Below are 23,356 nucleotides of genomic sequence, written 5' to 3' on the forward strand. Positions count from 1 at the left end.
GGTCTTGTTCCTGATAATGGTGATAGCGACGGTCAGCCGGCTTTGCCGGGCCAATATTTGTCGACATGTTTCTGGATTTCGGAGCGCATGAAGCGGCCGGATTCGTCGGCGCGGTCCTCCCAGCCGAAGACGCAGGCGGTGATGATGCCGTCGAATCCGACCTCGGCCAGCGAGGAGAAGAAGACATCCCAGTTGATCTCGCCCTGGTACATGTCCATGTGCTGATGGATCGTGACCTTCGCGCCCGGTGGGTTGATGATGTAGCGCAAGCCCGACGATTTCTTGTGATTATAGGTATCGGCCACATGCACATGCGCGATCAGCGGGCCGGCATCGCGGATCATCCGCGCCATGTCGTCACCGAAATAGAAGGTATGCGGTGCGCAGTAGAGGAATTTGACATTCTTCGAACCGATGGTCTTCAGCATGTCGATCGCCGGATGCAGCGTTTCGCACCAGTCTTCCGGATGCGGCTCCATGTTGAGTGTTACGCCCTCGCGCTCGAAGACAGGAACGAGTTCCTCCATCGAACGCCACCAGGCCGCCTCGCTATGCTCATGCGTGTGCATGCCGCCGCAACAATTTGAACGGTGGCTGCGATCGGGCGACGGGCCGCGGCCGAATTCCGAATTCATCGTATCGCAGCCCATCTCCGCCGCGATCTCGATCGCTTCCTTCCAATAGCGGACGGCTGCCTGCCGTTCGTCTTCATGCGGGCTTGCCCAGCGATACATCGGCAGAAGCGAGGCGAGTTGCACGCCATGCTCTTTCAGCGCCGCCTTGAACTCGGCGATGCGTTCCTTGTGGGCTCGCGGACGCACCCACCAGGGCAGAAAATCATCGCGCGGCGAAAGCTCGATATGGTCGTAGCCAAGTTCGGCCGCCTTGCGGCAGAGGTCGCGCAGGTTGAGGTGACGGTGCATGTGGGGGTCGAGTGCGATCTTCATGGGGCTCCTCCTGATGTCAGGCACGATAATGTCTGGGCGCCTCCGCATTCCAATGCTTCGATGATCAAATTTGATCATTGACCGCGCGGGCGACGGATGCTCTGCTATTTCAGGTTTGGCAGTGAGAAAGCCTCGTGACGAAGGTGACTTTGAAGGATGTGGCCCGGGAGGCCGGGGTCGGCACCGCGACGGTGGAGCGCGTCCTCAACAATCGCGGCGGCGTGCTGCCGGAGACCGTGGAAAAGGTGTTTCTCGCGGCGAGACGGCTCGAATATCGGCAGAGCCTGCAGGTCGCCCATCGCGGCCTGATCCGGATCGAGGTGATCCTCGTTCGCCCGGAAACCAACTTCTATTCGCGGCTGAACCGGGCCTTCGAACGCATCGCCGCCTCGCTCGACGACAGCATCGTCGTTCACCGCACCTTCATCCGCGAGAACGAGCCGGCGGAGTTCGCACGTTACATCGCCAATCCGACGGCGCGACGGTCGGCGCTGATCGTGGTTGCGCCTGATCATGCCGATGTCGTCACCAGCGTGCGCAAGGCCGCGGACCTCGGCATTCCCGTCGTCCAGATCATGACCCGCCCGGCTCCGGAACTGCCCTATGTCGGCATCGACAACTATGCCGCCGGCCGCACGGCAGCCCATTACATGTCGGGCATGCTGGCCAAACGCTCCGGTTCCTTCGTCGCTCTCTGCCATAGCGGCGCCTATGAGAACCACAAGGAGCGGATACGCGGCTTTTCCGCCTATCTCATCGATAGAGGTTCGGACGAACACCGCTTCACCGAGGTCATGTTCGACCTCGATGACGAGCACAATGCCATGGAACTGCTGTGCTCGGCATTCCGGCGGGAGCCCGGCATCATCGGCGTCTACAGCGCCGGCGGCGACAACAAGGGAGTCGCCAGGGTGCTCGAGGAAAGCGGGGCAGGGCGGCCCTTCTGGGTGGGTCATGAACTGACGGGAGAGACGCAGAGCTACCTGCGGCGCGGCATCATGTCGATCGTGCTCGACCAGGCGCCGGAGGTTCAGGCGAGGCGATCGATAGATCTCGCGCTGAACAGGCTGGGGCTCATTGATGTCGAGGTGAGCGCCGAACCCGTGCGCTTCCTGACGATCACGTCGGAAAATCTTTGAGGCGGGATTGCCGGCGCGGCCCTATTGCGACTGCGGCTTCCTGAGAAAGCTGTTACGGTCGGCGGACTTGATGCGCAGCCATGCTTCCCGGCCGTTCCGCAAAATCCGCAAGGGAATTTCGGCGCCGGCGGGACCGCTGCTCCACACTTTGCGATAAAAATCGGCCAGCCCGTCGACCTCTTCATCCCGGATCTCGGAGATGATATCGCCCTGGCGCAGGCCTGCCTGGGCGGCGGGACCGCCTTCGGCGACGCTCATGACCACCACGCCGCCATTGCTTTCGGCGGAGAATGCGCCGAGCCACGGCCGCGGCGGCTTATTGACCTGGCCGCGATTCAAGAGATCGTCGAGGATCGGCGTGAGCAGGTCGATCGGTACGGCCATGTTGATATCGGCGGTCTCGGCGCCATCGCTCATCTGCAGCCGCAGCGAGCCGATGCCGAGGAGCTTGCCGTCCGAGCCGATCAGCGCCGCGCCTCCCCACGCCGGATGGGCCGGTGCGGTGAAGATCGCCTCATCAAGCAGATATTCCCAGTAACCGGCGAATTCCTGCCTGGCGACGATATTTGCCTCGACGAATTCGCCCATTCCGTCGACGAGCACGACAGGATCGCCCGGCTTGGCTGCGGCCGCATCGCCGAAAAGCACCGCCGGAGCGCTGAGCGCGCCGAGCGCCTGCACCAGGCCGAAGCCGCTTTCCTGATCATAGGCAAGGGGATGGGCGGGAACCACGCGCCCGTCACGGGTGGTCAGCCACACCTCGTCGGCCTCGGTGATGAGATAACCGATGGTCAGCACCAGCCCGTTGTCGCGGATGACCACGCCGCTGCCCTCCCGGACGGTGCCCAGCGTTTCTGCGGTGTAGGCATCTTCCGGAATTGAGGAGCGCACGGCCACCACGGACCGCAAGATCGGATCGATATTCATGCTTTCATCCCAATGGGGCGCCGGCGCGGAAGGCTGACCCGGACGCATCCCACCTTGAATAGGTAAGGAGATGGATGGATGGAGGCAAGGCTTGGCGAACGGATTTTCCGCAACGGCCCGTGGCGCCACATTTTTGATGACAGGAGGCAAGTGCAACAATATACAGTCAATCTTATCGGACAGCGATAGCGACAGGGCTCACGAAATGAAGGACTGGCATCCCGATCTCAGCCGCAGCAGCAGCCCCCGCTATATGGCGATTGCCGATCTGATCGAAATGGATCTGCGCAGCGGGCATCTGGTGGCGGGAGACCGGCTGCCGCCGCAACGCGAACTCGCCAAGCGGCTGAATGTCGACTTCACCACCGTGGCAAGAGGCTATGTCGAGGCGCAAAAGCGTGGCCTCGTCGATTCCCACGTTGGCCGAGGCACCTTCGTCACCGGTGGCTCGGACAGGGAAGGCCGAGGTTTCGCGCTTGATGCCGCGCCCGATCCCCGCCGCGCATCCGTCGTCGATTTCTCGATGAACCTGCCGCCGGAACCGGATGACCCGGAACTGATCGGGCGCATGCGGGAGGGCATGTCGGCGGTGGCGGCAAACCTCGTTCCGCTTCTGCGCTACCAGGGTTTCGGCGGCTCCGGCATGGATAAGGAAGCCGCTGCCGCCTGGCTCGGCCGTCGCGGGCTCAAACCTTCGCTGGAGCGGATCTTCGTCACGCCGGGCGCCCATCCGGCGCTGCTTGCGATCTTCGGCCTGCTTGCAAAACCCGGTGAGACCGTAGTTTCGGAAATCATCACCTATCCCGGCATGCGCTCGATCGCCGCCCAGTTGCGGCTCAATCTCGCCGGCCTGCCGATGGACGGAGACGGTATCCTGCCGGATGCCTTTGCCGGAGCCTGCGAGAGATTGAAGCCGAAGGCGCTTTATCTCAATCCGACGCTGCAGAACCCGACGACACTGACGATCCCTGCCGCGCGCCGCGAGGAAATCTCAGCCGTTGCCCGCAAATATCAGGTGCCGATCGTCGAGGACGATGCCTATGGCTTCATCCCGGTGGAAGGTCCGCCGCCGCTTGCGGCAACGGCGCCTGATCTGACCTGGCATATCGGCGGACTGGCGAAATGTATCGGCGCGGGCTTGCGCCTTGCCTATGTCGTGGCGCCGGATACCAAGGCCGTGTGGCCCTTCGTCAGCGCCATGCGCGCCAACAATGTGATGGCCTCGCCGCTGAACGTCGCGCTCGTCACTCGCTGGATCGAGGACGGTACGGCCGATGCGATCCTGCGTTTCATCCGCGCCGAGGCTGCCGCCCGCCAGAGGATGGCCGCTGAAATCCTGCCGGCCGGCAGCTATCGCGCCGATCCGCTGAGCTTCAACATCTGGCTGCCGTTATCGAGCGGCTGGACCCGCTCCACATTCGGCAGTCACATGCACTCTTCCGGTATCGGCGTGGTGGCAAGCGACGCCTTTACGGTCGAAGGCGCTGCCCCGGAAGCCGCGCGGGTCTGCCTCGGCGGCTCGATCACGCGGGAGAAATTGCAGGGCGCGCTGGAATTCATGGCCCACGCGCTCGAAGGCCCGCCGGAGATGGCGGCCTCGTTCTTCTGACGAGCAAGCCCACGGACATCATCACTTACGGCAGGCGCGGTTTCCATGCTGCGGCTGTGGATCTGCGTCATTCTGACGAATTGATTGGCGATGTCGACTTAATGTAATCATATTGAATGCATGCATTTGTAGCATTGATTGCATCAATGCCTGAGGATCTGAAAGCGAGAACATCATGGACACCGAATATCCCCCACTTCCTCCGATGCAGACCGGTATCAGAGGGCGCTGCCCGCGTTGCGGCCAGGGTCACATGTTCAAGGGCTTCCTGACGCTCCGGCCGGAATGCGAGGTCTGCGGCCTCGACTATTCCTTCGCCGATCCGGCCGATGGTCCGGCCTTCTTCGTCATCTGCTTTGCTTGCATTCCGAGCGTGCTGCTCGGCGTCTGGCTGGAGGTGGCCTTTTCCGCGCCGATCTGGGCGCAGTTTCTGTTCACCGGCCCCTTCATGCTCGCCACCTGCATTCCGCCGCTCAGGCCGCTCAAGGGTTGGCTGGTCGCCAGCCAGTATTTCTACAAGGCGGAAGAGGGCAAGCTCGCCTGAGTCTACTTCAGCGCTGCGCGCAGGCGCGGCGTCGCGAAATCGATGAGCGCGCGCAATTTCAGGGGGACCAGACCCTGCGAGGGATAGACGAGCTGCACTGGCGCCGGCTGCGGCTCGAAATCGGCAAGCAGCGGCACCAGCAGGCCCGCCGTTTCGGCGCGAGCGGCCTGGTAGGAGAGAACGCGCGTGATGCCGAGACCGGCGACGGCGGCATCGACCGCGGCTTCGGCTGTGTTGACAGCAAGCCGTGAACGGATCGGCACGGCGAGATCGTGTTTTCCGTCGCTGAATGTCCAGCTTCGCGTCGAGGCCATGCCCTCGAAGGTGATGCAGTCATGCGTGGAGAGATCGCTCGGATGCCGGGGTACTGGGTGCTGCGCCAGGTAATCCGGGCTGGCATAGACGGTGCGGCGGATGGCGCCGAGCCTCGTGGCGATCAGATTGCTGTCCGGCAGGTGGCCGATCCTCAGCGCCAGATCGATATGATCCTCGACGAGGTTCGATAGCCTGTCGCCAAGCATCAGTTGCAGATTGATCTCGGGATAGGCCTTCAGGAAATCCACCACGATCGGTAGGACGTGCAGCCGCCCGAAGACGATCGGCGCGGTCATCGTCAGTTCTCCCTTGGGCGCACTGTATTCACCAGCGGCCGTCCGCTCCGCTTCCTCCACCCGGCCGAGAATCTCGCGCGCCGCCTCCACGTAGGCGCGGCCGGCTTCCGTCAGCGCGACCCTTCGGTTGGTCCTTTGTAGCAGCCGGGCATTGAGATGAGCTTCCAGTTCCGAAACCTTGCGGCTGACGGTGGCCAGCGGTGAACGCAGATGCCGTGAGGCGGCCGACAGGCTGCCCTGTTCGACGACGGCGAGAAGCACGCTCATGGCGTCGAGACGGTCCATTCCAGCCTTCCATAAATTGAGAGAACGCTTTCCAGATTAGCATTCTACTGCGGCTGGATGGAAGGCCGTAAATTGCCTCTCGGATGGTCGAGCGGCCATCGCCGCAAGCCTAGCCTCCATCAGAAGCCCAGAGGAACCGCCATGAAACTCTACCATCACCCGCTGTCCGGCCATTCGCATCGGGCCCACCTGTTCCTGTCGCTGCTCGGCGTGTCCTATGAATTGATCGAGGTCGATTTGGCGGCAGGCGCCCATAAGGCTCCGGAGTTTCTCGAGCTCAATCCCTTCGGCCAGGTGCCGGTTCTCGATGACGACGGCACGGTCATTGCCGATTCCTCCGCCATCCTCGTCTATCTCGCGCGCAAAAATGGCCGCACCGACTGGCTGCCGGAGGATGCCGTTGCGGCGGCACGGATACAGAAATGGCTCTCGGTTGCCGCGGGCGAAATCGCCTACGGACCATGCGCTGCCCGCCTTGTTACCGTCTTCGGCGCCGATTTCCGCACCGAGGAGGTGATCGCCCGGGCGCACCGCATCCTCGCACTGGTCGAGGCAGAATTGCAGGACCGCGACTTCCTGCTCGGCGCCAAGCCCACGATCGCCGACATCGCGCTTTACAGCTACATCGCCAATGCACCGGAGGGTAATGTCGATACCTCTCCCTATCCGAGCGTCCGGGCATGGCTTGCGCGCATCGAGGCGCTGCCGGGTTTCGTCGGTTTTCGCAAGACCAGGATCGGTCTTGCCGCTTGAGGGATCGTCCCGGTTTCCGAAGTGGAGCTGAAGGAGAGTCGCCATGCTGGAGCAGCCAAAACAAGACGCCGCATCGCCCTGGCACGAGGGTGAACTCGCCATGCAGCGCAGTGTCGGCGTCGTCGAACGCATGGATGGGCCTGGACGGAATTTCGTCCGCCGGGCGATGCCGGAGCAGCACCGTGCCTTCTTTCCGATGCTGCCCTTCATCGTGCTCGGCGCGGTCGATACCAGGGGAGATGTCTGGGCAACTGTGCGGTCTGGGCGGCCGGGCTTCATGTCCTCGCCGGATCCGGCGGTTCTCGATGTCGGCCTGCCGCGCGACCCGGCCGATCCTGCCGATGCCGGCATGGAAGACGGTGACGCGATCGCGATGCTTGGAATCCAGCTGGAGACCCGCCGGCGCAACCGGCTGAACGGCGTGATCCGCAGGGCAGGTGCTGACGCCTTTCAGGTGGGTGTCGGCCAGAGCTTCGGCAATTGTCCGCAATATATCCAGCTTCGTTCTGCTGCTTTCGTTCGAGATCCCGATGTCCTGACGGCGGTGAGGCCTGCTCACTCCGTTCAACTCGACGATCGGGCGCGGCGGATCATCGAGGGCGCCGATACGTTTTTCGTCGCCTCCTTTGTCGATCGCGACAATGGCGAGCGGCAGGTGGACGTGTCCCATCGCGGCGGCCATGCCGGCTTCGTGCGTGTCGGCGCCGATGGCGTGCTCACCGTTCCGGATTTTCCCGGCAATCGGTTCTTCAACACGCTCGGCAATTTCCTGATCAACCCGAAGGCTGGGCTGGTCTTCGTCGACTTCGAAACCGGCGATCTGCTGCAGATGACGGGAAGGGTAGAGGTGCTGCTCTCTTCGCCCGAAATGGCAAGCTTTCAACGGGCGGAAAGGCTGTGGCGTTTCACGCCGGAACACATCGTTTTTCGCCAGGATGCTCTGCCGCTGCGTTGGCGCCCAGGTCCCGACCTCTGAAGCCGGACAATACGCCAAACCAGCTTGTCAATGACTGTACTGATCGGTAAAGTAAAGTCTGATCAGTACAGGAGATCTCATGTCCAACCTCGTCCCGCCTTTCACCTTGGAGACCGCCACCCAGAAAGTCCGTCTTGCCGAAGACGGCTGGAACAGCCGCGATCCCGAGCGCGTCTCGCTCGTCTATACGCCGGATAGTCGCTGGCGGAACCGCGCCGAATTCGTCACCGGCCGCGCCGAAATCGTTGCTTTCCTCAGCCGCAAATGGGCGAAGGAGCTGGATTACCGGCTGATCAAGGAGATCTGGGCCTTCACCGACAATCGCATCGCCGTGCGTTTCGCCTATGAATGGCGCGACGACAGCGGCAACTGGTTCCGCTCCTACGGCAACGAGAACTGGGAATTCGATGCCGCTGGCCTGATGCAGCGCCGCTTCGCCTCGATCAACGATCTGCCGATCCGCGAATCGGAGCGCAAATACCATTGGCCGCTCGGCCGGCGACCGGATGGCCATCCCGGTCTGACAGAGCTCGGACTTTGAACGGGAAGTCCAGCGGTGAAGACCGTCTATGAACGCGCCGACATCGTCCCCCTCCTGGCGGAAATCTTCCGCGAGCTCGGCTACGAGGGCGCCTCGCTCAGCCGGATCACCGAGCGCACCGGCATCGGCAAGGGCAGCCTCTATCACTTCTTTCCCGGCGGCAAGGAGGAGATGGCAGGCGCCGTCATCGCCGAGGTCGATGCCTGGTTCGAGCATGCCGTCTATCGGCCGTTGAGACATGACGACGCCGGTGAGGCGATCGCGGCGATGTGGACGAATGTGAACGACTATTTCCGCTCCGGCGGCCGCATCTGCCTCGTCGGGGCCTTCGCGCTTGACGAGACACGGGAACGGTTTTCGGCAGCGATCGGCGGCTATTTCATCCGCTGGATCGGCGCATTGCGCTCGGCGCTGGTGCGGGCAGGCTATCCCGAGGAGGAGGCGCTCGCGCTTGCCGAGGAAAGCGTGGCCGGCATCCAGGGAGCGCTGGTCCTGTCGCGCGCCTTGAACGACAAAGCGGTTTTCACTCGGGCGCTCGAAACGCTGGCAAAACGGCTTGACGCGGCGGCGCGATGAGCCGCTATCAATCAGGCGCGGCCCGGCTTATTCAATAAAATACCCGGCAGCGAGGAACTGGCCGGGCATTTGTCGGGCGTTGGCGGCGCACGAATTGGAGAGGGGATGAACCGCGAGGGCGGACACGCGGCCGATCAAGGGTTGCCTTACATCGGCAAGGCTTTGTGGTATCTCTCAGCGCTGTTGCTGAGGCTGCTGGGCCGGACGGGGATTTTCCCGTTCAAGGCGAATCTGGCGCCACTCATTTTCCATCTGGTCGACCACATGCTGGGGAATGGTGGTTTGGGTATTGGCGGGCATCTGCATCGGAAGTCTCCTCTTTCGGGGTCAAGGCTTCAGGGCAGGCAGATGCATTGCACAAGACAAATGGTGTGTAAATCAGTGGCTTAAACACTTTAAACGATTAAGTTGATTTTAATCGATTAAGACGGTTTTAACCACGTTATTTTCCGAGGAGCGCGGAATGGTTGTCCACATGGACCGGACATTCTTTTTTGATGTGGTGCAGGAAGCGCTCTTCAAGGGTGCAATGACTCAGCCTCAGGTAGTGGGCGCGACCGCGATTCTCGATGCTTGGGAACGGCGCTTTGCGCATGCGGACCGTCGTTGGCTCGCCTACATCCTGGCAACCGCTTATCACGAGACCGCCTATACGATGCAGCCGGTGCGTGAGACGCTGGCTGAAAGCGATGTGCGCGCGGTCGAAATCCTGGAGACGGCCTTTGCCGCAGGCAGGCTCTCCTGGGTGAAGACGCCCTACTGGCGGCCGGATGAGGATGGCCGCAGCTGGCTCGGGCGCGGGCTCGTGCAGCTCACCCACAAGCGGAACTACGAGGCGATGAGTGTGCTGACGGGTATCGATCTCGTTGCTGATCCCGACCGGGCGATGGAGATGGACGTGGCGGTCATGATCCTGATCGAGGGCATGCTGCAAGGCAGCTTCACCGGCCACAAGCTCGAAGATCATCTGAATGCGACGACCGAGGATTGGGTGAACGCGCGCCGGATCGTCAATGGCATGGATCGGGCCGAGAAGCTTGCGGCCTATGCCGTCGCCTTCGATGCGGCGATACGTCCGGATGCCGCATCCGGCCGCTTGCGCGGTTGAAGGCCAGGGGCTTGCGTGTTATCGCGCGGCTGACCCTCTGAAATCTGACAGGAGCTTCCGCGTGATCCGCCACATCGTCTTCTTCACCGTGCCGGAGGAACATCTGGAGGAGGTCAGGGCCGGGCTTTCCATACTGACCGGCATTCCGTATGCGCGGCTGCTGGAGATCGGCACCAATGTGAAGACCGATCAACTGGGCACGGAGATCGATCTGGTGGTTTACGGCGAATTCGACGATGAGGCGGCGCTTGCCGCCTATAAGGCGCATCCGGATTACCAGCTCTCGATCGAGCGGGTGCGGCCGCTCCGGGAAAAGCGCATCGCAGCCGATTATGACAGCAGCGCTGCGGTGAAGCGGGCGCTCTGATTCTGCAAACCCTGATGGGGTCTTAGATTATTCCATTGAAATTCAGATAGATGACAGGATTTCCGGATTCAGATCCTGCCAAAGGTGACTCGATTTCTGAGCCATCGAATTGAACTTCGAAAAAGTGGCGGCAAGCGATTCAAAAGATTCGCCAAAGATGGCCGGTCGTTTGGAGATCTATCCCGTTCTGCCTCGGCGAGGTCTCACGAAACGACCGGGCTCGGCTCCGCTGCGCGGGCGCCGCGCACCAGCGCCATCAGCATGAGCACGAAGATCAGCGCCAAGGCTGCGAGAACGGCGCAGGCAAAGAGCGCCGGGCCGGTGCCGGCACGGTCGAGGATGGCGGTGAAGATGACGGGCGCGATGGCATTGGCAAGGTTTTGCGGTAGCGACAGCCGCGCCGATTGCAGGCCGAATTCGCGCGGCGAAAACAGTGCGAGCGGCAGCAGCGCGCGGGCGACCGTCATGACGCCGGCGCCGAAGCCATAGAGCAATACAAAAGTCACGAGCAACGGCGTCGACGGGCTGGCGACCCGCATGACCAGAAAACTGCCCGCCATCATGCTGATGCCCATTGCGGCACTGAGCATGGGATTGCCGCGACGGCCGAGCAGCATGTCGAGGAAACGCGCCGAGATGCCGAGGATGCCGCGGGCCGAGCCGAGCTGCAGCGCAAAGGCCGGCGACGCGCCGGATTGGCGAAAGATTTCGAGGAGCGACGGTGAGATGCCGAATGTAATGAAGGTCGTTATCGTCGTGGCTGCTGCAATCAGCAGGAAGGCTTTGCGCTGCGCCGTCTTCGACAGCGGCACCGGGGCGATTTCCGCCGTTGCGCCTTCGACATGCGTTGCGATCGGCTTCGGCAGGCCAAAAAGATGCAGCGGCAGGCAGACGAAGAATTGCAGGCCCGCGCAGACGGCGAAGGTGACGCGCCAGCCGACCGTTTCGTTGAGCAGGCTGAGGATCGGCCAGAAGATGGCGCTCGAAAGTCCGGTGAACAGCATCAGAATGGCGATGACGCGTTTGCCGTTCAGCCCTTCACGCTCGACGACGGCCGTGTAGGCCGGCGCCGAAAGGCCGAGCGCGCCGCCGACGCCGATGACGACCCAGGCGGCGGCATAAAGCACGATGCCGTTTGCGGCGGCGAGCAGAAGCAGGCCGAGCGTGAAGATCAGCGAAGCGGCCGATAGCACGCGGGCAGCGCCATATCGAGCGAGCCAACGGCCGGTCGCGGGGCCAATGATGGCGCCGACCAACATCATGATCGTCAGGCCGGCAAACGCCACCTCGTTCGGCAGGCCGAGATCGGGTGCGACGATGCGGCCCATGACGCCGAGCATGTCGAACGTCGTACCCCAGCCGATCAGCTGGGTAACGGCGAGGACGATGACCGTCTGCGCCGAGCGGAAGCGGAGAGATTTTGGCATGGGTGCTGAAAAGGCGTGAAATACGGAAGTAGCGGGAGCCTAGCAGCTTCAATCGTCCGGTGAAAGCGGCCGTGGCATGAATGACACGAAAGATCGGTACAATTGCAGGACGATTGGAACGCTGAAACATGTCGGTCTCGCCCGTGGCTGCGACGTCGGCGCGGCGCAGCCGATTCGGGGCGGCGTCAGTGCGTGAGTTTTACCGGCTCCTCGCTCTCTCGGGGGAGGCGTGCGAGCCCCTCGATCGCATTAAGTGGAGCGCATTGTTTTGAGGTGAAAACATTGCCGTCGAAGCTTGCAGCACCGGCTGTTTCGGTCGCTGGAATCAAGGGCCGCGAACAGGCGAGAACCGTTCTAAATACCCTGCATTACAGTGCATTCATTTGCCATTCAGGTCGCGTGAGTACATATTCGGAGCAAGTTGGATTACCTTGAAAGCATAACACATGGCCTTTCCTCTGAGCGTCGCAGCATTGGCCGCCGGACTGGTGGTCTCGGCGCCCTCACCGGACGCCGCGGGCACGCTTGTCGTGCGAGTGGCAGGCGATTGCAGCGCCGCCGCAGCCCAGGTCGTCGAGCAGACTGGCGGCCAGCTTCTATCCGTGCAACCGGTGGGCGATACCTGCATCATCACCGTTCTCGTGCAGGGCAACGGCCAGCGTCCTCGCAAGGTGACGGTAAAGGTTCCGATGTAAGCGGAATCGCCTTATTCATAACATGATCGATTCAAAGCGGACGAAGGCGGACCGATGCGCATCCTGGTAGTCGAAGACGATGTCAATCTGAACCGGCAGCTGACCGACACGCTGAGGGAGGCGGGTTACGTCGTCGACCAGGCGTTCGACGGCGAAGAGGGCCATTTCCTCGGTGACACCGAACCCTATGACGCCATCATTCTCGATATCGGCCTGCCGGAGATGGATGGTGTGACGGTACTCGAAAAATGGCGCGGCGCCGGCCGCGGCATGCCGGTGCTGATCCTGACGGCGCGTGACCGCTGGAGCGACAAGGTTGCCGGCATCGACGCCGGCGCCGATGACTATGTCACCAAGCCCTTCCATGTCGAGGAGGTGCTGGCCCGCATCCGGGCGCTGATCCGCCGCGCCGCCGGCCATGCCTCGTCGGAAATCATATGCGGGCCGGTGCGGCTCGACACCAAATCCTCGAAGGCGACGGTCAACGGCACGGCGCTGAAACTCACCTCGCACGAATATCGCCTGCTCGCCTATCTCATGCATCACATGGGTGAGGTCGTCTCGCGCACCGAATTGGTCGAACACATGTACGACCAGGATTTCGACCGCGATTCCAATACGATCGAAGTCTTCGTCGGCCGCCTGCGCAAGAAAATGGGCGTCGACCTGATCGAAACGGTGCGCGGTCTCGGCTACCGCATCCAAGCGCCGAAACATGCGAATTAAGTCGCTCACCGCACGCGTGCTGCTGCTGACCACGGTCTGGTCGACGATGGCGCTTGTCGTGATCGGCCTGCTGATCTCCACGCTTTACCGCAAGAGCGCCGAGCGCGGCTTTCAGGATCTCTTGAGGGCGCAGCTTTATAACGTCATCAACTCGGTGACGATCGGCGACCAGGGAGCGCTGAGCGGCAGCCCGCAGCTCGGCGACCTGCGCTTCGCCCAGCCCAAGACCGGCTGGTACTGGGTGGTGGAACCGCTCGGCACCTATACGACGGCGCCGCTGGTATCGCCCTCGCTCGGCTCGGCGCTCATCCCGGTTCCATCAGTCGTCGAGGCACCCTTCGACAAGAATTACGAGCGCTATTATCAGGTGACGGATGCCTCCGGAAACCGCGTGCAGGTGGCAGAGACCGAAGTGGTGCTCGATACCGACGGGCGCGCGGCGCGCTTCCGCGTCACAGGCAATGTCGATGTCGTCGAGGACGACGTGCGCACCTTTTCCCACAGTCTCTATCTGGCGCTCGCCGGCTTCGGCGTCGGCAGCCTGATCGTCAATGCGCTGGCGATTCTCTATGGCCTCAAGCCGCTCGACAAGGCGCGTGCCGCATTGGAGCGCATCCGCGCCGGTGAGAGCGAGCAGTTGAAGGGTGACTTCCCGCGTGAAATCCTGCCGCTTGCCAACGAGGTGAACGCATTGATCGACAGCAACCGCCGCATCGTCGAGCGGGCGCGCATGCAGGTTGGCAATCTCGCCCATTCGTTGAAGACGCCGATCGCCGTTCTCCTGAACGAGGCGCGCGTGCTCGAAAAATCCCATGGCGAACTGGTGCGCAGCCAGGCGGAATCGATGCAGGGGCAGGTGCAGTCCTATCTCAATCGCGCGCGCATCGCCGCGCAGCGCGAATCCGTGCTCGCCCGCACCGATGCCGAGCCGGCATTGGAACGGCTGGTGCGTGTCATGCGCCGGCTGAACGTCGACACCCAATTCGATCTGACGGTTTCGCCGCCGCATCTTGCCGTCGCCATGGAGCAGCAGGATCTGGAGGAGACTGTCGGCAATCTCCTGGAAAACGCGGCGCGTTTCGCCAAGAGCCGGGTGCGGCTTTCGGCCGTCGAGGCCGGCGAGGATGTGAAAGGGGCGGAGGCAAGCCAGCGCCGCCGCTGGGTGGAGCTCGCGGTCGAGGATGACGGGCCGGGCCTGGAGCCGGATCAGATCCGCGAAGCGTTGAAGCGCGGCCGCAGGCTTGACGAAAGCAAGCCCGGAACCGGCCTCGGCCTTTCGATCGTCACCGAGATTTCCAATGAATATCAGGGACGGCTCGAGCTTTCCCGCGGGGAATGGGGCGGGCTGAAGGCGAAGCTTATCCTGCCCGGCGTCACAAAGGATGTTGCATGAGCAACTACTTGATGTCACAAAGATAGTGGCAAATGCATAGCATGCTTTGCCTTAATGCTGACACGGGGACGCTGCACTTCGATCGGCTGATTTTGACCCCTGATCGTGGTTCGACGCAATGATTTTACGCTCGCAAGGCATGATCGTTTCCGCCCTTCTCGTCGCGGTCGCGCTATCCGGCTGCACGACGACGAAGGGTGCTGCTTCACGCGGCATTTTTTCGGGTAAACCCCCGGCCTCGGCCACCTTCATCACCGCTCTGCAGGGCGGCATCGTCGGCCGAAGCGGTGTGAGCTTGAGCGACAGCGACAAGCAGCGGGCGCTCGAGGCGGAATATCGGGCGCTGGAAGGCGCGGCCGTCGGCCAGCCCGTACTCTGGACCGGCAAGGGCGTCAGCGGCAAGGTCGTTGCGGCAGCGCCCTATCAGGTCGGCTCGCAGAATTGCCGGCAATATACGCATACGGTGACCGTCGACGGCAAGGACACGGTGGCGCGGGGCGCTGCCTGCCGCAATGAAGACGGCACCTGGTCGCCGCTTGGCTAGGTCGATTGCCAATCCAGATTGCGGCGAATAGCCTCAAATCTTCGTCATTCCGGCTTTGCCAGTTGGAATAGCGGCGCGCTTCACGTATTTGGGCGGATATGCTGTTCTGGATTCTCGTTGCCGTTCTGACGGCAGTCGTCGCTGCCGTCCTGCTCTATCCCCTTCTGCGCGGAGCGAAGGCGGCGGAGGATAACCGTGCCGGCGAGGCGGCGGTTTATCGTGACCAGCTGCGCGAGCTCGATCGGGATCTCGATAGCGGGCTGATCACGGCGGAGGAGGCTGATTATGCGAGGGCCGAAATCGGCCGGCGGCTGATCGCCGTCTCCGCCGGTGAGCCGGGACAGGCGGCGAAGGCGGCGCGGCATCACCGTTTCACCGAAGCCTTCGTCCTCTTGGTGCTGCCGGTTCTCGGTCTCTGTCTTTATTTGACGACGGGCAGGCCGGACCTGCCGTCGCAGCCGCTCGAAGCGCGGCTGGAAAATCCCGGCAACGATGTGGCCGTGCTGATTGCCAAGGCGGAGCGGCATCTGGCGCAAAATCCCGATGACGGTAAGGGCTGGGATGTGCTGGCGCCCATCTATTTCCGGACGATGCGGGTAGAAGACGCTCAGGCTGCCTATCGCAATGCCATCCGCCTTCTCGGCCCGAGCCCCGTTCGGCTCGACGGCCTTGCCGAAACGCTGATGGCAGTCTCCGACGGCGTCGTGACGCAGGAGGTGCGTCAGGCCCTGGAGCAGTCGCTGACGCTGGAGCCGAACAATCCGCGCGCCCGTTTTTATATGGCGCTCAGCATGGAACAGGCCGGGCAGCGCGACGAGGCCCGCCAGGCTTTCGAGGCACTGGCGAAACAATCGCCTCCCGATGCGCCGTGGCTGCCGCTGGTCAGCGAGCATATCGCCGCGAACGGCGGTGCGCCGGCAAAGCTGGATGCCGATCCGGCCGCTCCTGGCAACCCGACCCAGGACGATGTGGCGGCGGCGGAAAACATGAACGCCGGAGACCGGCAACAGATGATCCGCGGCATGGTCGAAAGCCTCGATGCCAAGCTCAGCCAGGATCCGAACAATTTCGAGGGATGGATGCGGCTCGTCCGCTCCTACGCGGTATTGAACGATAAGGACCGCGCAGCCGAGGCACTGAAGCGCGGGCTCGCGGCCTTTCCGCCGCCCGGCGAACAGGGCAGGCAATTGCAGGCGCTTGCCAGGGAACTCGGCATAGGCACGGAAGGAATGACGGAATGACCCGCAAGCAGAAGCGCCTTGCTGTGATCGGAGGAGGCGTGAGCTTCATCATCGCCGCCGTGCTGCTTGTCATGTTCGCCTTCAGCCAGTCGGTCGCCTATTTCTACATGCCGGCGGATCTGGCGAAGACGCCGGTGGCGCCGGAGACCCGCATCCGGCTCGGCGGGCTGGTGGGCGAGGGCAGCGTCGTGCGCGGCGGCGGTTCGACCGTGGAATTCGCCGTCACCGACGGCAGCGCCAATGCCGTGAAGGTCAAATATACCGGCATCCTGCCAGATCTTTTCCGCGAGGGGCAGGGCGTCGTCACCGAAGGCATGTTTACCCCGGGGACCAATGTCTTCGTCGCCGATACCGTGCTTGCCAAGCATGACGAGACCTATATGCCGAAGGACGTGGCCGACAGGCTGAAACAGCAGGGGCTGTGGAAGGAAGGCCAAGGCCAGGAAGCGAAGGCGACGCAATGATCATCGAGATCGGCCACTACGCACTGGTGCTGGCGCTGGCGACGGCGCTCATCCTCGCGATCGTTCCTGTGATGGGAGCCCGTCGTCACGACCGGGCGATGATGGACGTGGCGACGGTCGGCTCGCTGGCGATGTTCCTGCTCGTCGCCTTCTCCTTCGCCGTGCTGACCTATGCCCATGTCGTCTCGGATTTCTCGGTCGCGAACGTCTGGGAGAATTCGCATTCGCTGGTGCCGCTGATCTACAAATATTCCGGCGTCTGGGGCAATCACGAGGGATCGATGATGCTCTGGCTGTTGATCCTGACGCTGTTCAGCGCGCTGGTCGCCGTCTTCGGCCGCAATCTGCCGGAAACGCTGAAAGCCAATGTGCTGGCCGTACAGGCCTGGATCTCGGTTGCCTTCACCCTCTTCATTCTGCTGACCTCCAATCCCTTCGTCCGGCTCGATCCGGCGCCAGCCGAGGGCCGCGATCTCAACCCGGTGCTGCAGGATGTGGGCCTGGCGATCCATCCGCCGCTGCTCTATCTCGGTTATGTCGGCTTTTCCGTCTGTTTCTCCTTCGCGGTCGCAGCCTTGATCGAAGGCCGCATCGACGCCGCCTGGGCGCGCTGGGTGCGGCCCTGGACGCTCGCCGCCTGGACCTTCCTGACGCTCGGCATCGCCATGGGCTCCTACTGGGCCTATTACGAGCTCGGCTGGGGCGGCTGGTGGTTCTGGGATCCGGTGGAAAACGCTTCCTTCATGCCGTGGCTCGCCGGCACGGCGCTTCTGCATTCCGCCCTCGTCATGGAAAAGCGCGAGGCGCTGAAGATCTGGACGGTGCTGCTCGCCATCCTCACCTTCTCGCTGTCGCTGATGGGCACGTTCCTGGTGCGCTCGGGCGTGCTGACTTCCGTGCATGCCTTCGCCAGCGATCCGAGCCGCGGCATCTTCATTCTCTGCATCCTGCTGATCTTCATCGGCGGGGCGCTGTCGCTGTTCGCCTTCCGCGCGCCGCTGCTTTCGGCCGGCGGGCTGTTTGCACCGATCTCGCGCGAGGGCGCGCTTGTTGTCAACAATCTGATCCTGACTGTCGCCTGTGGCACGGTGCTGATCGGCACGCTCTATCCGCTGCTGCTGGAAACGATCACCGGCGACAAGATCTCCGTCGGGCCGCCTTTCTTCAACATGACTTTCGGCCTGCTGATGGCGCCGCTGATCGTCATCGTGCCCTTCGGGCCGCTGCTCGCCTGGAAGCGCGGCGATCTGCTCGGCGCCCTGCAGCGGCTCTATGTCGTCGCGGGTCTGGCCTTCCTTGCCGCGGTGATCCTCTTCTATGTCGAACATGGCGGGCCGGTGCTTTCGGTTCTCGGCCTGGCGGCCGGTCTTTTCCTGATCCTCGGCGCCATCGCCGATCTCTGGTATCGCGCCGGTGTCGGCAAGGTCGCGGGCTCCGTCGCCTGGCGCCGCCTGACCGGCTTGCCACGCTCGGCCTTCGGCACTGCACTTGCCCATGCCGGCCTCGGCGTCACCGTGCTCGGCATCGTCGCGGTCACGACGTTCCAGAGCGAGCATGTCATCGAGATGAAGCAGGGCGAGATGGCGGAAGCAGGCGGCTACAGCCTGCAGTTCGACGGCATGCAGGCGGGCAGGGGGCCGAACTACACCGAGGAGCGCGGCCACTTCACCGTCCGGCGTGCCGGTATCGCTGTTGCCGAGACCTGGTCGGCCAAGCGCCTCTACATGGCCCGTCAGATGCCGACGACGGAGGCAGGCATCCTGACCTTCGGGTTCAGCCAGCTCTACGTCTCGCTCGGCGACGCCACCAAGGACGGCGGCATCGTCGTGCGCATCTGGTGGAAGCCGTTCATCCTCTGCATCTGGGGCGGAACAATTCTCATGGCCCTGGGCGGCTTCGTCTCGCTCTCCGACCGGCGCCTGCGCGTCGGCGCCCCACGCCGGAAGGCGAAGCCAGCAGGAACCGCTATGGAGCCGGCGGAATGATGCAGCGCCTCCTTCTTATTTTGGCTCTGCTGCTGACGGCTGCACCGGCCTTCGCCGTCAATCCGGACGAGGTGCTGGCCGATCCCGCGCTGGAAGCCCGGGCTCGCACCCTTTCGGCGGAACTGCGCTGCATGGTCTGCCAGAACCAGTCGATCGACGATTCCAATGCCGAACTCGCCAAGGACCTGCGCCTGCTGGTGCGCCAGCGCATCAGCGATGGCGACAGCGACGAGGCGGTGCTGAACTATATCGTCTCGCGCTACGGCGAGTTCGTGCTGTTGAAGCCGCGGCTCAACGTCAAGACGGTGCTGCTCTGGGGCACGCCGGTACTGCTGGTCCTTGCCGGCGGCGTTTCACTGCTGGTCTTTGCACGCAGGAGGGCCGGCAGGCCGACGGGAAGCAAACTGACGGCGGAAGAACAGGCGCGGTTGAGCGAGCTTCTGGATAAGTAAGGCACGAAACGGCGATCGTTCGCCGCGCCGGTTCGGACGCGCGCAAACAACCTCTCAAACATTACCAACTTTTCATTGGCCGGACAGTTCGCAGTAAGGTGCGGCGTCCTATATCTTCATTCATCGACTGATCCGGCGCTGCCGATCTGAAGATTTAAGAACAAGAGAAGGTGCTCCAATGCTCAAGAATTTCAACGGACGTCCGTCCCTCGCCACCGTGCTCAAGGCGTCTACCGTTGCCGGTATCGCGGCTGCTGTGCTCGCAACTGGCGTTCCGCTCGAAATCACCCGGTCTTATGCCGAAGCCGTCAAGGTTCAGGCGCCTGCCGTTCCGAGCTTCGCCAACGTCGTCGACGCCGTTTCGCCGGCCGTCGTTTCCGTTCGTGTCGAAAACCGCGTCAATCCGGTCGCCGACAACAATGACGGCTTCTCCTTCGATTTTAATGGCCGCGGCTTCGACGACCTTCCTGACGATCATCCGCTGAAGCGCTTCTTCCGGCAGTTCGGCCAGGACCCGAATGACCAGCAGGGCCATCCGCGCCGCTTCGGCCAGAACGGCCCCAACGGTCCGAATGGTCCGAACGGCAAGGGCCGTCTGCGCCCGGTCGCTCAAGGGTCCGGCTTCTTCATCTCTGAAGACGGCTACATCGTCACCAACAACCACGTCGTTTCCGATGGCCAGGCCTTCGTCGTCGTCATGAATGACGGCACCGAACTCGATGCCAAGCTGATCGGCAAGGATCCGCGCACCGACCTCGCCGTGCTGAAGGTCGACGGCAAGGGCAAGAAGTTCACCTACGTCAACTGGGCCGACGACAACAATGTCCGCGTCGGCGACTGGGTCGTCGCCGTCGGCAACCCCTTTGGCCTCGGCGGCACGGTGACGGCGGGTATCGTCTCGGCCCGCGGTCGCGATATCGGCTCCGGTCCCTATGACGATTACCTGCAGGTGGATGCGGCCGTGAACCGCGGCAATTCCGGTGGCCCGACCTTCAACCTCAGCGGCGAAGTCGTCGGCATCAACACCGCGATCTTCTCGCCGTCCGGCGGCAGCGTCGGCATCGCCTTCGCCATTCCGGCCTCGACGGCCAAGGACGTTGTCGCCGATCTGATGAAGGATGGCCAGGTTTCGCGCGGCTGGCTGGGTGTCCAGATCCAGCCGGTGACCAAGGATATCGCCGAATCCATCGGCCTTTCCGAGCCGAGCGGCGCGCTCGTCGTTGCCCCGCAGGCCGGGTCTCCGGGTGACAAGGCCGGCATGAAGGCCGGCGACGTCGTCACCGCGCTCAATGGCGAGACGATCAAGGACGCGCGTGATCTCAGCCGCCGCATCGGCGCGATGCAGCCGGGCAGCAAGGCCGAGCTTTCGGTCTGGCGCGCCGGCAAGGCCCAGTCCCTGACCGTCGAACTTGGCACGCTGCCGGCCGATCAGAAGGATGCCAGCGCCGATGACAACAACAGCCAGCCGCAGCAGCCCGAGGCACCGGCTTCCGAGAAGGCGCTTGCCGATCTCGGCCTGACCGTCGGTCCCTCCGACGACGGCAAGGGTCTGGCGATCACCGGCATCGATCCGGACTCCGACGCCGCCGACAAGGGCATCAAGGAAGGCGAAAAGATCACCTCGGTCAACAACCAGGAGGTCTCCAGCCCCGACGATGTCGTCAAGGTGCTGAACCAGGCGAAGAAGGACGGCCGCACCCGTGCGCTCTTCCAGATCCAGTCCAGCGAAGGAAGCCGCTTCGTCGCACTTCCGATCAACGGCCAGGGCTGATCTCCCGGAAAACTGGAGCCGTGCGGACGCAAGTCCGCGCGGCTCGATTCCTCTGATCTTTGAAGGACGATCTCGATGAGCGCCGCCCCGCAGGAACATGCTTTGAGCCTTGCCGAAACGCAGCCGGTGGGTAATGTCGGCCGCATGAAGATTCTCATCATCGAAGATGATCTCGAAGCCGCGGCCTACCTCACGAAAGCCTTTCGCGAGGCGGGCATCGTCGCCGATCACGCCAGCGACGGCGAGAGCGGCTTGTTCATGGGGTCCGAAAATACCTACGATGTCATCGTCATCGACCGTATGCTGCCGCGCCGCGACGGGCTTTCCGTCATCAGCGAATTGCGCCGCAAGGGCATTCACACGCCTGTTCTCATCCTCTCCGCGCTCGGCCAGGTCGACGACCGCGTGACCGGCCTTCGTGCCGGCGGCGACGATTACCTGCCGAAGCCTTATGCCTTCAGTGAGTTGCTGGCGCGCGTCGAAGTGCTCGGCCGCCGCAAGGGCACGCCGGAACAGGACGTCGTTTACCGCGTCGGCGATCTGGAGCTCGATCGGCTCTCCCATGAGGTGCGCCGCGCCGGCAAGGAAATCCCGCTGCAGCCGCGTGAATTCCGCCTGCTCGAATATCTCATGAAGAACGCCGGGCAGGTGGTGACCCGCACCATGCTGCTCGAAAACGTCTGGGACTATCATTTCGACCCCCAGACCAACGTCATCGATGTGCATGTCTCGCGCCTGCGCTCGAAGATCGAGAAGGACTTCAGCCAGCCGCTCCTGAAAACCATTCGGGGCGCGGGGTACATGATCAAGGATGAGGGATGAGCCGCTTCAGGGTTCTCTTCAAGTCCACCGCAGTCCGCCTTTCGGCACTCTACATCCTGCTTTTCGCCATCTGCGCCGCGACGCTCGTCTTCTATGTGACGGCGATGTCGGAACGGCTGCTGACGGGCCAGATCCGCGACGCCGTCCGGCAGGAGGTGGAGCAGGTACAGCGCGCCTATGACAGCGGCGGCATGAACCTTCTGCTGCGCACCATGGAGCGGCGCGCCCGCCAGCCGGGCGCCAATCTCTACATCATCGCCGGTCCGTCGGGGGATATCCTGGCCGGCAATGTCGCCTCGGTGCAGCCCGGTGTCTTCGAAGAGATCGGCTGGACCTCGGCTCCCTTCTCCTATCAGCGTTATACCGACGGTGGCGGTGTCGAGCGCCGGCACAAGGCGATCGCCAACATTTTCGTGCTCGACAACGGCCTCAGAATCCTCGTCGGCCGCGACCTCGGCGACCCCGAGCGCTTCCGTCTGCTGGTGCGCCAGGCGCTGATGGTGGCTCTGGCGATCATGGGGCTTGGCGCGATCATCATTTGGTTCGCCATCGGCCGCAACGCGCTGAAACGTATCGACCGCATGTCGGATGCGAGCAAGAAGATCATGGCCGGCGACCTCTCGCAGCGCCTGCCGGTCGGTGGATCGGGCGACGAATTCGACCGGTTGTCGATGTCTCTGAATACCATGCTCGAACGCATCGAGAAGCTGAACGAGGGCCTGCGGCAGGTCTCGGACAACATCGCCCATGATCTCAAGACGCCGCTGACGCGGCTGCGCAACAAGGCGGCGGATGCGATCGATATGACTGACGGCGATACCCGGCGCACCGCCCTCGAAGGCATCATTTCAGAATCGGATCAGCTGATCCGCACCTTCAACGCGCTGCTGATGATTTCCCGCGTCGAGGCCGGATCGGTCGCCGCGGAAATGTCGCCGGTGGAGCTGTCGGCGATCGTTTCCGACAGCGCCGAGCTTTATGAACCGGCCGCGGAAGAGGCCGGGCTCGGCCTCACTTCCAGCATCGAGCCGGATGTGGAGATACAGGGCAATCGCGAGTTGATCGGCCAGGCGATCTTCAATCTGCTCGACAATGCCATCAAATATTCCTCCGATACGGAAGGGGCTGGCGTGGTATCGCTGAAGCTCGCCCGCCGCCCCGATGGCATCTGCCTTTCGGTGGCCGATCACGGGCCGGGCGTTCCGGCCGACAGGCGTGACGACGTGGTGAAGCGCTTCGTTCGCCTCGACGAAAGCCGCTCGAAGCCCGGCACCGGGCTTGGGCTTTCGCTGGTGGAGGCCGTCATGGAGCTGCACAACGGCCGGCTGGAGCTTTCCGATACCGATCCCGACAAGCCCGAACAGCGCGGATTGACCGTCAGCATGATCTTCCCTGCCAAGGCCGCCTGATCTCTTCCATGGAAATCCGATCGGCTGAATCGCGTATTGGCGGT

24 protein-coding genes and 1 pseudogene are annotated in these 23,356 nt (G+C 63.0%); 21 read left to right on the top strand and 4 right to left on the bottom strand.

All coding sequences use genetic code 11. The features are described 5' to 3' along the window. Window positions 1-32: 32 nt before the first annotated feature. Window positions 33-947, bottom strand: coding sequence for a sugar phosphate isomerase/epimerase (locus ATY78_RS10535; RefSeq protein WP_088682288.1), 915 nt, complete (start codon window positions 945-947; stop codon window positions 33-35). Window positions 948-1,081: 134 nt separating this feature from the next. Between ATY78_RS10535 and ATY78_RS10540 the strand changes: the two genes are divergently transcribed. Further along, window positions 1,082-2,086 (top strand): LacI family DNA-binding transcriptional regulator, encoded by a 1,005-nt coding sequence (locus ATY78_RS10540; RefSeq protein ID WP_088682289.1) that lies wholly within the window; start codon window positions 1,082-1,084, stop codon window positions 2,084-2,086. 21 nt (window positions 2,087-2,107) lie between these two features. On the opposite strand, the gene ATY78_RS10545 is transcribed toward ATY78_RS10540, so the two are convergent. Next, window positions 2,108-3,013 carry a S1C family serine protease gene (locus ATY78_RS10545; protein WP_088682290.1) on the bottom strand — a complete coding sequence of 302 codons (906 nt, stop codon included), beginning with the start codon at window positions 3,011-3,013 and terminating at the stop codon, window positions 2,108-2,110. Window positions 3,014-3,218: 205 nt separating this feature from the next. On the opposite strand from ATY78_RS10545, the gene ATY78_RS10550 reads away from it, so the two are divergent. Continuing rightward, window positions 3,219-4,622 carry a PLP-dependent aminotransferase family protein gene (locus ATY78_RS10550; RefSeq protein ID WP_088682291.1) on the top strand — a complete coding sequence of 468 codons (1,404 nt, stop codon included), beginning with the start codon at window positions 3,219-3,221 and terminating at the stop codon, window positions 4,620-4,622. Between the two features lie 175 nt (window positions 4,623-4,797). After that, entirely contained in the window at window positions 4,798-5,166 is a 369-nt protein-coding gene (locus tag ATY78_RS10555; protein ID WP_088682292.1) for a DUF983 domain-containing protein, read from the top strand. 2 nt (window positions 5,167-5,168) lie between these two features. Here the strand turns inward: ATY78_RS10555 and ATY78_RS10560 are convergent, their stop codons facing one another. Next, window positions 5,169-6,062 carry a LysR family transcriptional regulator gene (locus ATY78_RS10560; protein WP_088682293.1) on the bottom strand — a complete coding sequence of 298 codons (894 nt, stop codon included), beginning with the start codon at window positions 6,060-6,062 and terminating at the stop codon, window positions 5,169-5,171. 141 nt (window positions 6,063-6,203) lie between these two features. Here ATY78_RS10560 and ATY78_RS10565 point away from each other — a divergent pair, with 141 nt between their 5' ends. The 7 genes and pseudogenes from ATY78_RS10565 to ATY78_RS10590 all read left to right on the top strand — a co-directional run bounded on the left by ATY78_RS10565 (window position 6,204) and on the right by ATY78_RS10590 (window position 10,383). Next, complete coding sequence (locus ATY78_RS10565; RefSeq protein ID WP_088682294.1) at window positions 6,204-6,815, top strand: glutathione S-transferase; 612 nt, start codon at window positions 6,204-6,206, stop codon at window positions 6,813-6,815. Between the two features lie 43 nt (window positions 6,816-6,858). Beyond that, window positions 6,859-7,791, top strand: a complete 933-nt coding sequence (locus tag ATY78_RS10570; RefSeq protein ID WP_088682295.1) for a pyridoxamine 5'-phosphate oxidase family protein — start codon at window positions 6,859-6,861, stop codon at window positions 7,789-7,791. 79 nt (window positions 7,792-7,870) lie between these two features. Next, entirely contained in the window at window positions 7,871-8,332 is a 462-nt protein-coding gene (locus ATY78_RS10575; protein WP_088682296.1) for a nuclear transport factor 2 family protein, read from the top strand. A 15-nt stretch (window positions 8,333-8,347) separates the two neighbouring features. Continuing rightward, window positions 8,348-8,908 (top strand): TetR/AcrR family transcriptional regulator, encoded by a 561-nt coding sequence (locus ATY78_RS10580; protein WP_088682297.1) that lies wholly within the window; start codon window positions 8,348-8,350, stop codon window positions 8,906-8,908. Window positions 8,909-9,013: 105 nt separating this feature from the next. Continuing rightward, window positions 9,014-9,298, top strand: coding sequence for a hypothetical protein (locus tag ATY78_RS28715; protein ID WP_210191795.1), 285 nt, complete (start codon window positions 9,014-9,016; stop codon window positions 9,296-9,298). Window positions 9,299-9,371: 73 nt separating this feature from the next. Next, window positions 9,372-10,057 (top strand): annotated as a pseudogene (locus ATY78_RS10585) (hypothetical protein). A gap of 20 nt (window positions 10,058-10,077) precedes the next feature. Further along, a complete protein-coding gene (locus ATY78_RS10590; RefSeq protein WP_088682298.1) occupies window positions 10,078-10,383 on the top strand; it encodes a Dabb family protein in 306 nt (101 codons plus the stop codon). A gap of 203 nt (window positions 10,384-10,586) precedes the next feature. Here ATY78_RS10590 and ATY78_RS10595 read toward each other — a convergent pair whose 3' ends face one another. Further along, window positions 10,587-11,810 carry an MFS transporter gene (locus tag ATY78_RS10595; protein ID WP_088682299.1) on the bottom strand — a complete coding sequence of 408 codons (1,224 nt, stop codon included), beginning with the start codon at window positions 11,808-11,810 and terminating at the stop codon, window positions 10,587-10,589. Between the two features lie 446 nt (window positions 11,811-12,256). On the opposite strand from ATY78_RS10595, the gene ATY78_RS10600 reads away from it, so the two are divergent. From ATY78_RS10600 to ATY78_RS10650, 11 genes are all read left to right on the top strand, one after another. Then, entirely contained in the window at window positions 12,257-12,505 is a 249-nt protein-coding gene (locus ATY78_RS10600) for a hypothetical protein (RefSeq protein WP_088682300.1), read from the top strand. A gap of 54 nt (window positions 12,506-12,559) precedes the next feature. Further along, complete coding sequence (locus ATY78_RS10605) at window positions 12,560-13,231, top strand: response regulator transcription factor (RefSeq protein WP_088682301.1); 672 nt, start codon at window positions 12,560-12,562, stop codon at window positions 13,229-13,231. After that, window positions 13,221-14,624 (top strand): HAMP domain-containing sensor histidine kinase, encoded by a 1,404-nt coding sequence (locus ATY78_RS10610; RefSeq protein WP_088682302.1) that lies wholly within the window; start codon window positions 13,221-13,223, stop codon window positions 14,622-14,624. Before ATY78_RS10605 ends, ATY78_RS10610 begins: the two co-directional genes overlap by 11 nt. 118 nt (window positions 14,625-14,742) lie before the next feature. Beyond that, complete coding sequence (locus ATY78_RS10615; RefSeq protein WP_088682303.1) at window positions 14,743-15,168, top strand: hypothetical protein; 426 nt, start codon at window positions 14,743-14,745, stop codon at window positions 15,166-15,168. Window positions 15,169-15,266: 98 nt separating this feature from the next. Continuing rightward, window positions 15,267-16,409, top strand: a complete 1,143-nt coding sequence (ccmI, locus tag ATY78_RS10620) for a c-type cytochrome biogenesis protein CcmI (RefSeq protein ID WP_088682304.1) — start codon at window positions 15,267-15,269, stop codon at window positions 16,407-16,409. Then, the gene (ccmE, locus tag ATY78_RS10625; RefSeq protein ID WP_088682305.1) at window positions 16,406-16,873 is read left to right on the top strand and encodes a cytochrome c maturation protein CcmE; all 468 of its coding nucleotides are present in this window, start codon (window positions 16,406-16,408) and stop codon (window positions 16,871-16,873) included. Before ccmI ends, ccmE begins: the two co-directional genes overlap by 4 nt. Continuing rightward, window positions 16,870-18,858 (top strand): heme lyase CcmF/NrfE family subunit, encoded by a 1,989-nt coding sequence (locus ATY78_RS10630; protein WP_088682306.1) that lies wholly within the window; start codon window positions 16,870-16,872, stop codon window positions 18,856-18,858. Before ccmE ends, ATY78_RS10630 begins: the two co-directional genes overlap by 4 nt. Next, window positions 18,855-19,310: a cytochrome c-type biogenesis protein gene (locus ATY78_RS10635; protein WP_088682307.1), complete on the top strand. Its 456-nt coding sequence runs from the start codon at window positions 18,855-18,857 to the stop codon at window positions 19,308-19,310. The genes ATY78_RS10630 and ATY78_RS10635 overlap by 4 nt, the downstream gene beginning before the upstream one ends. A 178-nt stretch (window positions 19,311-19,488) precedes the next feature. Further along, window positions 19,489-21,081, top strand: coding sequence for a Do family serine endopeptidase (locus ATY78_RS10640; protein WP_088682308.1), 1,593 nt, complete (start codon window positions 19,489-19,491; stop codon window positions 21,079-21,081). Window positions 21,082-21,156: 75 nt separating this feature from the next. Next, entirely contained in the window at window positions 21,157-21,903 is a 747-nt protein-coding gene (locus tag ATY78_RS10645) for a response regulator transcription factor (RefSeq protein ID WP_088682309.1), read from the top strand. Further along, a complete protein-coding gene (locus ATY78_RS10650) occupies window positions 21,900-23,312 on the top strand; it encodes a HAMP domain-containing sensor histidine kinase (RefSeq protein WP_088682310.1) in 1,413 nt (470 codons plus the stop codon). Before ATY78_RS10645 ends, ATY78_RS10650 begins: the two co-directional genes overlap by 4 nt. Window positions 23,313-23,356: the final 44 nt, after the last annotated feature.

Source organism: Rhizobium sp. R635 (assembly GCF_002211285.1).
Classification (GTDB): Bacteria; Pseudomonadota; Alphaproteobacteria; order Rhizobiales; family Rhizobiaceae; genus Rhizobium.